This window comes from Mycobacterium sp. EPa45 (assembly GCF_001021385.1).
Classification (GTDB): domain Bacteria; phylum Actinomycetota; class Actinomycetes; order Mycobacteriales; family Mycobacteriaceae; genus Mycobacterium.
Genome location: NZ_CP011773.1, coordinates 1,171,449 through 1,184,615, shown reverse-complemented (window position 1 = coordinate 1,184,615; position 13,167 = coordinate 1,171,449). Strand labels below are relative to the sequence as shown.

Annotated in this window: 8 protein-coding genes; 1 reads left to right on the top strand and 7 read right to left on the bottom strand. The window is 65.8% G+C overall.

All coding sequences use genetic code 11. The annotated features are described in order from the left end of the window. Positions 1–12 precede the first annotated feature (12 nt). Both AB431_RS05425 and AB431_RS05420 read right to left on the bottom strand, forming a co-directional pair. The gene (locus AB431_RS05425) at positions 13–921 is read right to left on the bottom strand and encodes a crotonase/enoyl-CoA hydratase family protein (protein WP_047329068.1); all 909 of its coding nucleotides are present in this window, start codon (positions 919–921) and stop codon (positions 13–15) included. Next, positions 918–2,546 (bottom strand): acyl-CoA dehydrogenase family protein, encoded by a 1,629-nt coding sequence (locus tag AB431_RS05420; protein WP_047329067.1) that lies wholly within the window; start codon positions 2,544–2,546, stop codon positions 918–920. The genes AB431_RS05425 and AB431_RS05420 overlap by 4 nt, the downstream gene beginning before the upstream one ends. A 62-nt stretch (positions 2,547–2,608) precedes the next feature. On the opposite strand from AB431_RS05420, the gene AB431_RS05415 reads away from it, so the two are divergent. Continuing rightward, on the top strand, positions 2,609–2,944 hold the full coding sequence (locus AB431_RS05415) for a cupin domain-containing protein (protein ID WP_047329066.1): 336 nt from the start codon (positions 2,609–2,611) through the stop codon (positions 2,942–2,944). Here the strand turns inward: AB431_RS05415 and AB431_RS05410 are convergent. The 5 genes from AB431_RS05410 to AB431_RS05390 form a co-directional block, all read right to left on the bottom strand. Next, entirely contained in the window at positions 2,941–3,774 is an 834-nt protein-coding gene (locus AB431_RS05410; protein ID WP_047329065.1) for a PHB depolymerase family esterase, read from the bottom strand. The genes AB431_RS05415 and AB431_RS05410 overlap by 4 nt on opposite strands. A 2-nt stretch (positions 3,775–3,776) precedes the next feature. Continuing rightward, on the bottom strand, positions 3,777–4,529 hold the full coding sequence (locus AB431_RS05405; RefSeq protein ID WP_047329064.1) for a deoxyribonuclease IV: 753 nt from the start codon (positions 4,527–4,529) through the stop codon (positions 3,777–3,779). A gap of 41 nt (positions 4,530–4,570) precedes the next feature. Beyond that, positions 4,571–5,218, bottom strand: coding sequence for a dihydrofolate reductase family protein (locus AB431_RS05400; RefSeq protein WP_047329063.1), 648 nt, complete (start codon positions 5,216–5,218; stop codon positions 4,571–4,573). A gap of 193 nt (positions 5,219–5,411) precedes the next feature. Continuing rightward, positions 5,412–9,365 carry a DNA-directed RNA polymerase subunit beta' gene (locus AB431_RS05395; RefSeq protein WP_047329062.1) on the bottom strand — a complete coding sequence of 1,318 codons (3,954 nt, stop codon included), beginning with the start codon at positions 9,363–9,365 and terminating at the stop codon, positions 5,412–5,414. A gap of 33 nt (positions 9,366–9,398) precedes the next feature. Beyond that, complete coding sequence (locus AB431_RS05390; RefSeq protein WP_369802989.1) at positions 9,399–12,878, bottom strand: DNA-directed RNA polymerase subunit beta; 3,480 nt, start codon at positions 12,876–12,878, stop codon at positions 9,399–9,401. Between the last annotated feature and the right edge of the window lie 289 nt (positions 12,879–13,167).

Sequence of the window (13,167 nt, the reverse complement as noted above, 5' to 3'; positions counted from 1 at the left end):
ACTGCGGTACGCTCACACTCCCGACGCGCGGCGTCCGTGATCACCGAACGGCTCATCGCGGTGGCGCACCGCCTCCCGGAATCCATGCTCGCGTGCGTCGGCGACGAAGGCGTGCCCTTCCGGAGTATGACGGGCGATGCCGTCGAACACGGTGCTGACCATCCGGCTGGTCGCCACACCTTGCTGATACAGCGCGGTGTTCATCGCCAGCTTCACCATGATCAGCTGATTGACCGGCACCGCGGCGATCCGCTCGACGAGCCGCTCGGTGCGCTCCTCGAGGTCGGCCGGGTCGGGCGCCTCGACCGCGAGACCCCACTCGGCGGCCTGCGCACCGGTGATGCAATCCCCGGTCAGCAGAAGGCGTTTGGCGCGCTGATCGCCGAGCCGGTGTGCCCACAGGCCGGCGGCAGGAACACCCCACACCCGGGTGGGCGGATAGCCGATTTTGGCATCGGATGCGGCGATCACCTGGTCGGCGTGCAGCGCGATGTCGGTGCCGCCCGCCACGCAGTAGCCGTGGATCTTCACCACCGTCGGCTTGTCGGCGTGCATCAGGCTGGCGAAGCCGCGCACGAAGCGGCTCATCATCTGATAGTCGATCATCGGATCCCACGGCCGGTCGGCTTTGTGGTTGACCGCCTGGGTCCTGCCGTCGAGCACGGTGCCCTCGCGGTCGCCACCGCCCGCCGATGACGAGCCGTCGGCGTAGGCGCCGAGGTCGAAACCGGCGCAGAAGCCTTCGCCGCGGCCGGACACCAGGATCACGTGCACATTCGGATCGAGATCGGCCCGCTCGACGAGCGCGGCCAGCTCCAGCGGGGTGTCCGCGACGATCGCGTTGCCTTTTTCCGGACGGTTGAACGTGATGCGGGCAACCCGATCGGTGACCTCGTAGGTCATCGTCTTGAGTTCGGTCATCCCTTCACCAGGCAGCGCTCGATGATCGGTGCCAGGTCCAGCCCGGCCGGCAATGTGCCGAACGCACCACCCCAGTTGCCACCGACCCGGCTGGCCAGGAACGCCTCGGCGACCGCGGGATGACCGTGGCGGACGAGCAGTGAGCCCTGAAGCGCCACCGTGATGTCCTCGGCGATCGTGCGCGCCCGGTACTCGATGCCGTCGAGATTCCCCAATTCCGACCGCAGTTCGGCGACGTGGGTGTCCAGCCGGGCATCCTGGCCGGCGGTGGTGGCCAGCTCGTCGAAGAGCACACCGACGCATTCGGGACGAGTTACCATGGCGCGCAGGGTATCCAGCGCACTGACGTTGCCCGAGCCTTCCCAGATGCCCATCAGCGGTGCCTCGCGGTACAGCCGCGGCATGCCGGACTCCTCGGCGTAGCCGTTGCCGCCCAGGCATTCCATGGCTTCGGCGGCATGCGGGGTGGCGCGTTTGCACACCCAGTACTTGGCCGCGGCCAGCCCGATCCGGCGCAGCAGGGCCTCCCGGTCGTCACCGCGGACCACCGCGTCGGTCGCCCCGGCCATCCGCATCGCGACGATGGTGGCCGCCTCGGCCTCCACCGCGAGGTCCGCGATCACGTTGCGCATCAATGGCTGGTCGATCAGATAGGCGCCGAAGGCTTTTCGGTGTTGGGTGTGATGCACGGCCCGGGTCAGACCGCTGCGCATGCTGGTTGCGCTACCCAGCGTGCAGTCCAGCCGCGTGAGGTTGACCATCTCGATGATGGTGGGCACGCCGCGGCCTTCTTTACCGACCAGCCACGCGATGGCGCCGTCGTATTCCACCTCGCTGGAGGCATTGGCGTGATTGCCGAGCTTGTCCTTCAAGCGCTGCAGGAACATTCGGTTCCGGGTGCCGTCGGGGAGCACCCGCGGCAACATGAAGCAGCTCAATCCGCCGGGGGCCTGGGCCAACACCAGGAAGATGTCGCTCATCGCCGCGGAGGTGAACCACTTGTGGCCGGTGATGGTGTAGCTGCCGTCGCCGTTGGGCACGGCCTGGGTGGTGCCGGCGCGAACGTCGGAACCGCCCTGCTTCTCGGTCATGGACATGCCCGCGGTGATGCCGACCTTGGTGGCGGGCACCTTCAGCTCGGGGTCGTACTGGCGGCTGGTCAGCAGCGGCTCGTAGATTTCGGCCAGCTCGGGGTTGTGGCGCAGCGCGGGTACGACGGCGTACGTCATCGAGATCGGACACACGTGGCCGGGCTCAGGTGTCCACACCCCCATTTTGGCCGCGCGGACCACGTGGGCGCCGGGACGCTCGTCGGCCCACGGCGCCGCGTGCAGGCCGTGGGCGATCGCCGTGCGCATCAGCTCGTGATAGGCGGGGTCGTACTCGATCTCGTCGACGCGGTACCCATACCGGTCGTGCGTGTGCAGGATCGGCTGGTTGCGGTCGGCCAGCTCTCCCCAGCGCTGCGCCTGGGCGCTGCCCGACAGCGCACCGAGCGCGGTGACCTCATCCAGACCCCACTGACCGCCCTCGCGGATCAGAGCCTCGATCAGAACCGGCGAGCTGGCCGGGTTGTGGTCCACCAGCGGCGGGACCTGATTGGTGACGACATGCGTGTCCGACATGACACCACTGTTACACTTTCTCGACAATCGCACAAGATGCGTAATATGGCAGGCTGGATGGCGTGAAGCCGAACTCCGTCGTCCACGCCGCCACCCAGTGGCTCGAACATCAACCGGTCCCCGCCGAGCAATCCCTGGGCGGTGAGCCGTACACCGGGACAGCCGAACTCGGAAGCTTCGGCGGCCTCGAGGTCGGGGTGTGGGAGATGACGCCCGGCGTGATGCGCGATGTCGAGGCCGAGGAAGTCTTCGTGGTGCTGTCCGGTGCGGCGACCATCGAATTCGAGGACGGCAGCCCGTTGATCACGCTCAGCGCTGGTGATGTGGTGCACCTGGCGAAGGGCACCAAGACGGTGTGGTCGGTGACCGAGACGCTGCGGAAGATCTATCTGACCTAGCTCGACCGAGCGGGATGCGCGGCGAAGAAGTCCCACATCTTCTCCGTGGCGAACGACGGCCAGTCGTGTTCGCCGCCGGCCACGGTGATCAACTCGACGCTGCGCCCGCCCGGACAGTTGGCCGATGACGTCGTCAGATCTCCGTCGACGGTGGTCGTCGGGGGTTCGCATTTGTCGACGTTGCGCCAGAAGGCGTTCGCATCCGGTGGCGTCATGGTCGGGATCGGGAGCACCGTTCCGGGCTGGCCGTCGTAGCGCACCAACCGGTCGTCGGTACCGTGGATGTGCAACACCGACGTCGGGCGCGGCGCCGGGCACGCCGCGAGCAGAGTTGCGGCATCCGGCCCGATGGCCGCGAAAAGGTCGGTGTTGCAAGCCAATTTGTAGGCCATGATGCCGCCGTTGCTGATGCCGGCGGCATAGATGCGGGTCCTGTCGATGTCGAGGTTCTCGGTGATGTTGCGGACGGCGGCGGTGATGAAGCCGAGGTCGTCGACCTTGTCCTCACTCGCTTTTCCGCAACAGGCGTCGACGTTCCACGACTCACCCACACCGTCGGGGTAGGCGACCACGAACTTGGCGGAGTCGGCCTTCCCGTTCCAGCCGTATTGCCGCTCGGCCTGCCCGGCGCTACCAGTCCAGCCGTGCAACATCACCACCAGCGGCGCCGACGGCGGCAGGCCCTCCGGAACGTACAGCCGGTAGACGCGATCCACACCGCCGACGTTGATCCGGTGCACGCTGGCACCCGGGGCAAAGCCGGTCGCGACGGGCGCGCAGGCCGCCACCAGGCACAGCGCTACCAACAGCGCGAGTCGACGAACCCACACGGTCAGCTGAGGTGTTCCCGGAGAAAGGCGATGTCGTCCTTGCGGCCCTCGTCGGCTGTCTCACAAATCACCGGCGCGTTCGCCGCCTGAACCACCGCCACCAGAAGTTGCGGATCTATCTGTCCGGTGCCGAAATTGGCGTGCCGGTCGGCGCCGGATCCCTTGGCGTCGCGGGAATCATTGCAGTGCACCAGGTCGATGCGGCCGGTGATGGACTTGATGCGCTCGACGGCATCGATCAGCTCCTCGCCGGCCGCCCAGGCATGGCAGGTGTCGAGGCAGAATCCGATACCGGTATCGGCGATGCGCTCCCACAGCCGGGCGATGGTGTCGAAGTGGCGTGCCATCGCGTGATCGCCGCCGGCGGTGTTCTCCAGATACACCGGCACGTTCGTCTCCAGCTGAGCCAGGGCTTTGACCCAGCGCTCGAAACCGGCCTCCATGTCGTTGTCGTCGGCGTGGCCACCGTGCACGATCACCGCAGTCGCATCGATCTCGGCGGCGGCATCGCAGGTGTCCTGCAGGATCTTGCGCGACGGGATGCGGACCCGGTTGTTGGCCGACGCCACATTGATCAGGTACGGCGCATGCACGTACAGCGGGACCGACGACGCCTTCAGCATCTCGGCGTCGTCGCGCGGCTTGGGCTTCTTCCAGCTCTGCGGGTTGCCGAGGAAGAACTGCACCGCCTCGGCGCCATCAGCCGCTGCGGCGGCCAGCGGGTCGTCGCCGTGGACATGGGAACCGATGAGCACATGTCGAGTCTAGGCGGGCGCACCGACGCCGCGCACCGCCGTCATCTCCGCCAGAACAGGTGATGTGTGACACCACTCGGGCTGGGCACCACCTCGTGATGGAACTGGTCGTCGAGCTCGTCCGGTGACACCCAGAGCCGCGACCCGGCGCCGATCTCCACGTCGGCGACCGCCACGTGGAGGGTGTCGACCAGACCGGCGTCGAGAAACTGCCGGACGGTGGCCGCGCCGCCGCCGAGACGGACGTCCTTACCGCCCGCGGCCTGCTTCGCCTGCTCCAGCACGCTCGCCGGGTCATCGGAAACGAAGTGAAACGTGGTCTCCCCCAACGTCAGCGACGGGCGCTCGTGGTGCGTCATGACGAATACCGGTGTGTGGAAGGGCGGCTCGTCGCCCCACCAGCCCTGCCATTCCGGGTGGTCCTGCCACGGGCCGCGATACGGGCTGAACTTGTTGCGACCCATGATCTCTGCGCCAATGTTGCGGTGGAATTCGCGGGTGAAGTAGTCATCGAGGCCGCGCGTTCCGCCCGGCTCGCTGCGGCCCACCCAACTGGCCGTCGCACCGACCCAGGCGAACAGGGCAGGCTGATCGGCGTCGCCGAACGGCCGCTCCAAGCGCTGGTTGAGCCCGGCGCCGAAACCGTCGCGCGACAGCATGAAATTGTGGACTCGGAGCAATTGGGGCACGCGTTCCTCCTGGAATTCTTTTGACAGTCGCCAAGGTAGACCTCGACCGGCGGCAGAACTCATCGCGGCACGGTCGGCGGCGACTGGCGAGCAGACGCACAATCGCACTGGGACGGCCAGATTCACGCGATTGTGCGTCTGTTCGCGGACAAGAAAAGAGCCCCGGCACAATGCCGGGGCTCTTTTCTTGTGACTAGCGGTAGTCGCTGTAGCCGTAGTCGTCCAGCGGAACCGCAGCTCCGGTGGCCTGGCCGAAGTCCGGGCTGTAGTACTGATCCTCGTAGGACGGGATCGTGTACGCCGCGGCCCGAGCCTCTTCGGTCGGCTGCACCTGGATGTTGCGGTACCGGTTGATACCGGTACCGGCCGGGATCAGCTTGCCGATGATCACGTTCTCCTTCAGACCCTGGAGCTTGTCGCTGCGGCAGTTGATCGCCGCATCGGTCAGCACCCGAGTGGTCTCCTGGAACGACGCCGCCGACAGCCACGAATCGGTGGCCAGCGACGCCTTGGTGATGCCCATCAGCACCGGACGGCCGGCCGCGGGCTCTGCGCCCTCGGCAACCACCCGACGGTTCTCGGACTCGAACTCGCTGCGCTCGGTCAGCGAGCCGGGCAGGAACTCCGTTGCGCCCGAATCGATGATCGTGACGCGACGCAGCATCTGCCGAACGATGACCTCGATGTGCTTGTCGTGGATCGACACACCCTGCGCCCGGTAGACCTCCTGCACCTCCTTGACGAGGTGGATCTGCACCTTGCGCGGGCCTTCGACACGAAGCACCTCGTGCGGGTCGGCCGAGCCCTCGAGGAGCTGCTGACCAACCTCGACGTGGTCACCGTTGACCAGCAGTCGCTCGGAACCGTCGTCGTGCTTGAACACCTTCAACCGCTGACGCTTGGAGAGCTTGTCGTACACGACCTCCTCGCTCCCGTCGTCGGGAACGATGGTGATCTTGTAGAACTTGTCGGTCTCCTCCAGCTGAACCCGCCCGGCGACATCGGCGATCGGTGCGCGGTTCCGCGGAATACGCGCCTCGAACAGCTCCTGCACGCGGGGCAGACCACCGACGATGTCGGCGCCACCGGTAACACCACCCTGGTGGAAGGTGCGCATGGTCAGCTGCGTGCCGGGCTCACCGATGGACTGCGCGGCCACGATGCCGACGGCCTCGCCGATGTCCACCAGCTTGCCGGTGGCCATCGAACGGCCGTAACACATCGCGCACACACCCGAGGCGCTGGTGCAGGTGAGCACCGAGCGAACCTTGACCGAGGTGATGCCGGCCTCCAGCAGGGCGTCGATCGCCGGATCGCCGAGATCGTGTCCGGCGGTGACGATGACGTTGCCCTTCTCGTCGACCGCGTCGGCGGCCAGCGTGCGGGCGTACGCCGAGGTCTCGACGTGCGGATCCCGGATGAGGGTGTCGCCCTGCAGCTCGGCGAGCTCGACGACGATGCCGCGCTCGGTACCGCAGTCGTGCTCGCGCACGATGACGTCCTGGCTGACGTCCACCAGACGACGGGTCAGGTAACCCGAGTCGGCGGTACGAAGAGCGGTGTCCGCCAGACCCTTTCGGGCGCCGTGGGTGTTGATGAAGTACTCCAGCACCGTCAGGCCCTCGCGGAACGAGGACTTGATCGGCCGCGGGATGAACTCACCCTTCGGGTTGGTCACCAGACCCTTCATGCCGGCCAGCGTGCGGGTCTGGGTGAAGTTACCCGTCGCACCGGAGTCGACGATCGTGATGATCGGGTTGTCCTCCGGATAGTGCGCCCGCAGCGCGTTACCGACCTCTTCGGTGGCTTCCTTCCACAGCTCGACGAGGGCGTCGTTGCGCTCCTGCTTGTTCAGAGCACCGCGCTGGTACTTCTTCTCGACTCCGTCGGCTTCAGCCTCGTAGCGCTCGAGGATCTCCTGCTTCTCCGGCGGCACGATGACGTCGGCCATCGAGACCGTGACACCCGAACGGGTGGCCCAGTGGAAACCGGCGTCCTTGAGCTTGTCCACGGTCTGCGCGACGACGATCATCGGGTAGCGCTCGGCCAGATCGTTGATGATCCGGGCCTGGACCTTCTTGTGCATCTGCTCGTTGACGAACGGATACCCCTGCGGCAGAAGCTCGTTGAAGAGCACCCGGCCCAGCGTGGTCTCGGCGGTCCAGGCATTGCCCGGGCGCCAGCCGTTCTCGCCGAACAGTTCGTTCTCGACCTCGTGCGGCGGACGCAGCTGCGTCAGGCGCACCTTGATCTGAGCACGAACCGAGAGCGCGCCACGATCCAGCGCCATGATGGCCTCGGCCGGCGAGCTGTACACACCGGTCTCCGGGGCATCCTTGCCCGCGGCGGTGTACTCGCCCGTGTCACCCGGAACCAGCGTGGTCAGGAAGTACAGCCCGGTGACCATGTCCAGACGCGGCATGGCCAGCGGCTTACCCGACGCCGGCGACAGGATGTTGTTGCTCGACAGCATCAGGATGCGAGCCTCGGCCTGCGCCTCGGCGCTCAGCGGCAGGTGGACTGCCATCTGGTCACCGTCGAAGTCGGCGTTGAACGCCTCACAGACCAGCGGGTGCAGCTGAATTGCCTTGCCCTCCACCAGCTGCGGCTCGAAGGCCTGGATACCGAGGCGGTGCAGCGTAGGTGCACGGTTCAGCAGCACCGGGTGCTCGGCGATGACCTCTTCGAGGACATCCCACACCTGGGGACGCTGACGCTCGACCATCCGCTTGGCGCTCTTGATGTTCTGCGCGTGGTTGAGATCAACCAGGCGCTTCATCACGAACGGCTTGAACAGCTCCAGCGCCATCAGCTTCGGCAGACCGCACTGATGCAGCTTGAGCTGCGGGCCGACCACGATGACCGAACGGCCGGAGTAGTCGACGCGCTTGCCGAGCAGGTTCTGACGGAACCGGCCCTGCTTGCCCTTGAGTAGATCGGACAGCGACTTGAGCGGACGGTTGCCCGGACCCGTGACGGGCCGGCCACGACGGCCGTTGTCGAACAGCGCGTCCACCGACTCCTGCAGCATGCGCTTTTCGTTGTTGACGATGATCTCGGGCGCACCGAGGTCGATCAGTCGCTTCAACCGGTTGTTGCGGTTGATCACACGGCGGTACAGGTCGTTCAGGTCGGAGGTCGCGAAGCGGCCACCGTCGAGCTGAACCATCGGACGCAGCTCCGGCGGAATCACCGGGACGGCGTCGAGGACCATGCCCATCGGCGAGTTGCCCGACTGCTGGAACGCGGCAACGACCTTCAGGCGCTTGAGAGCACGAAGCTTCTTCTGGCCCTTGCCGTTACGGATGACGTCGCGCAGGTTCTCGGCCTCGGCGTCGATGTCGAAGTTCTCGATGAGCTTCTGAATCGACTCCGCACCCATCGAGCCCTGGAAGTACTCGCCGTAGCGGTCGACCAGCTCGCGGTACAGGTTCTCGTCGACGATGAGCTGCTTGGGAGCCAGCTTGGTGAACGTCGTCCAGATCTCGTCGAGCCGGTCCAGCTCACGCTGGGCCCGGTCGCGCAGCTGACGCATCTCACGCTCGCCACCGTCGCGCACCTTGCGGCGCACGTCGGACTTGGCACCCTCGGCCTCCAGCTCGGCCAGGTCGGCCTCGAGCTTCTGGGCGCGGGCCTCCAGGTCGGAGTCACGCTGATCGGCGACAGCCTTCTTCTCGACCTCCATCTCGGCTTCGAGAGTGGAGAGCTCGTTGTGGCGCATCTCGGTGTCGACCGCGGTGATCACGTAGGCGGCGAAGTAGATGATCTTCTCGAGATCCTTCGGCGCCAGGTCGAGCAGGTAGCCCAAGCGCGACGGGACGCCCTTGAAGTACCAGATGTGCGTGACGGGTGCGGCCAGCTCGATGTGGCCCATCCGCTCACGACGCACCTTGGCGCGAGTGACCTCGACGCCGCAGCGCTCGCAGATGATGCCCTTGAAGCGGACGCGCTTGTACTTGCCGCAGTAGCACTCCCAGTCGCGAGTCGGTCCGAAGATCTTCTCGCAGAACAGGCCGTCCTTCTCCGGCTTCAATGTGCGGTAGTTGATGGTCTCCGGCTTCTTGACCTCGCCGTAGGACCAGGTACGGATGTCGTCCGCGGTGGCAAGACCGATCCGGAGTTCATCGAAGAAGTTGACGTCTAGCACGTAACTCCCTTTCCCCTTTCGGGACTAGATAAATTAGGCGAGATCTTCGACAGAGGCAGATTCGTTGCGCGACAGGTTGATTCCGAGGTTGGCAGCAGCACGCTCCAGGTCCTCGTCGTCTCCGTCCCGCATCTCGATTGCCGCGCCGTCCGAAGACAGCACCTCAACGTTCAAGCACAGCGACTGCAGCTCCTTGAGCAGCACCTTGAACGACTCGGGAATGCCCGGCTCGGGGATGTTCTCGCCCTTGACGATCGCCTCGTAGACCTTGACGCGGCCGACGGTGTCGTCGGACTTGATGGTCAAGAGCTCCTGCAGCGTGTACGCCGCGCCGTAGGCCTGCATGGCCCAGCACTCCATTTCACCGAACCGCTGACCACCGAACTGCGCCTTACCGCCCAGCGGCTGCTGGGTGATCATCGAGTACGGACCGGTCGAGCGGGCGTGGATCTTGTCGTCCACCAGGTGGTGCAGCTTGAGGATGTACATGTAGCCGACCGTCACCGGGTACGGGAACGGTTCGCCGCTGCGACCGTCGTAGAGCACGGCCTTGCCGTCACCGTTGACGAGAACCTCGCCGTCGCGGTTGGGCAGCGTCGAGCTCAGCAGACCCTGCAGCTCCTCTTCGCGGGCACCGTCGAACACCGGCGTGGAGACGATGGAGTTCGAAGGCGACTCCAGCATGTCCTGCGGCAGGTTGGCCGCCCACTCCGGACTGCCGTCGACCTTCCAGCCGGTCTTGGCCACCCACCCGAGGTGGGTTTCCAGGATCTGGCCGATGTTCATCCGTCGCGGCACACCGTGCGTGTTCAGGATGATGTCGACCGGCGTGCCGTCCGGAAGGAACGGCATGTCCTCGACCGGCAGGATCTTGCCGATGACGCCCTTGTTGCCGTGGCGTCCGGCGAGCTTGTCGCCGTCGGAGATCTTGCGCTTCTGGGCCACGTAAACGCGGACCAGCTCGTTGACGCCGGCGGGCAGCTCGTCATCGTCCTCACGGGAGAACACCCGGATGCCGATGACCTTGCCGGACTCGCCGTGCGGCACCTTCAGCGACGTGTCGCGGACCTCGCGGGCCTTCTCACCGAAGATCGCGCGGAGCAGCCGCTCCTCCGGGGTCAGCTCGGTCTCACCCTTCGGGGTGACCTTGCCGACCAGGATGTCGCCGTCGCGGACCTCGGCGCCGATGCGGATGATGCCGCGCTCGTCGAGATCGGCCAGCACCTCATCGGAGACGTTCGGGATGTCCCGGGTGATCTCCTCGGCGCCCAGCTTGGTGTCGCGGGCATCGATCTCGTGCTCTTCGATGTGAATCGAGGTGAGCACGTCCTCTTCAACCAGACGGTTGGAGAGGATGATCGCGTCCTCGTAGTTGTGGCCTTCCCACGGCATGACGGCGACGAGCAGGTTCTTGCCCAGTGCCATTTCACCGTTCTCGGTGCACGGCCCGTCGGCGAGTACCTGACCGGACTCGACCCGCTGGCCGGCATCCACGATCGGACGCTGGTTGGCGCACGTGCCGTGGTTGGAGCGGGCGAACTTGCGCATCCGGTAGGTGTGCCGGGTGCCGTCGTCGGCCATCACGGTGATGTAGTCGGCGGAGACCTCCTCGACCACACCGGCCTTCTCGGTCACGATGACATCACCGGCGTCGATAGCGGCGCGCAGTTCCATGCCCGTGCCCACCAGCGGTGCCTCGCTGCGCACCAGCGGAACCGCCTGGCGCTGCATGTTGGCACCCATCAGGGCGCGGTTGGCGTCGTCGTGCTCGAGGAACGGGATCATCGCCGTCGCGACCGACACCATCTGGCGCGGCGAGACGTCCATGTAGTCGACCTCGGTCGCCGACACGAACTCGACCTCGCCACCCTTACGACGAACCAGAACGCGCTCCTCGGTGAAGCGGCCCGCGTCGTCGGTCGGCGAGTTGGCCTGCGCCACGACGTGGCGGTCCTCCTCGTCGGCGGTCAGGTAGTGGATGTCATCGGAGACGACACCGTCGACGACCTTGCGGTACGGCGTCTCGATGAAGCCGAACGGGTTGACCCGTGCGTACACCGACAGCGAACCGATCAGACCGATATTCGGACCCTCAGGGGTCTCGATCGGGCACATCCGGCCGTAGTGGCTGGAGTGCACGTCGCGGACCTCGAGGCCGGCGCGCTCACGGGACAGACCACCGGGGCCCAGCGCCGACAGACGACGCTTGTGGGTCAGACCCGACAGCGGGTTGTTCTGGTCCATGAACTGCGACAGCTGGCTGGTGCCGAAGAACTCTTTGATCGCCGCCACGACGGGACGGATGTTGATCAGGGTCTGCGGCGTGATCGCCTCGACGTCCTGAGTGGTCATCCGCTCGCGGACGACGCGCTCCATGCGGGACAGGCCGACCCGGATCTGGTTCTGGATCAGCTCGCCGACCGTGCGCAGACGACGGTTGCCGAAGTGATCGATGTCGTCGACCTCGACCGGAACCTCGACGCCGCCGGGGGCAGTCATCGTGGTCTGGCCCTCGTGCAGGCGCACCAGGTACTCGATGGTCGCGACGATGTCCTCTTCGGTCAGCGTCGAGCTCGTGATCGGCTGGCCGGCGTTCAGGCCCAGCTTCTTGTTGACCTTGTAGCGGCCCACGCGAGCCAGGTCGTAGCGCTTGTCCTTGAAGAACAGGTTCTCCAGCAGGGTCTGCGCCGACTCCTTGGTCGGCGGTTCGCCCGGACGCAGCTTCCGGTAGATGTCCAGCAGCGCCTCGTCGGTGCCTGCGGTGTTGTCCTTCTCCAGCGTCGACATCATGATCTCGGAGAAGCCGAAGCGCTCGCGGATCTGCTCGTTGGTCCAGCCGAGCGCCTTGAGCAGCACGGTGACCGGCTGACGGCGCTTGCGGTCGATGCGCACACCCACGGTGTCGCGCTTGTCGACGTCGAACTCCAGCCACGCACCGCGGCCGGGGATCACCTTGACGCTGTGCAGCGTCTTCTCGGTGGACTTGTCGATGTTCTCGTCGAAGTACACACCCGGCGAACGGACCAACTGGCTCACCACGACACGCTCGGTGCCGTTGATGATGAAGGTGCCCTTCTCGGTCATCATCGGGAAGTCACCCATGAAGACCGTCTGGCTCTTGATCTCGCCGGTGTTGTTGTTGATGAACTCGGCCGTGACGAACAGCGGGGCCGCGTACGTCATGTCCTTGTCTTTGCACTCGTCGACCGGAGCCTTGACCTCGTCGAAACGGGGGTCGGAGAAGCTCAGCGACATCGAGCCCGAGAAATCCTCGATCGGCGACAGCTCGGTGAGGACCTCTTCGAGGCCACCCACCGGGTTGACGTCGCCGCGCGCCTCGGCGATCTCACGCCAGCGCGGCGAGCCGATCAGCCACTCGAACGACTCCGTTTGGACGTCGAGCAGGCCGGGTACTTCTAGCGGCTCGCGCAGCTTTGCGAAGGAAATTCGTTTTGGTGCTCCGGGGACGGAGTTAGAAGTAGTAGTCGTTTTGCTCTGGCTAGAGACTGCCAAGATGCATCCTTCCAGCACCTAATGCGACAGACCGGAGTCATCCGAAAGGTCGCGATATCTGCGTCGGTTCGGCTGGCCTACTCGAGGCCCGGCCTTTTCCCCGAACGCACGCGACAACAGGTCTCAGAGCTGGAACGTCTTGACTCAGACTTGAGGACCGGAGGTCAGGTGCAGGTTGAGGTGGGCAGGAGGCAGCCAGCGCAACGTCCAACAATAGCGCAAGACGGCGCATTCCTCAACAAGCTCATGCCGGGCGGGCTGGCGCTGGCTGGCGATCTAGCTACCCATG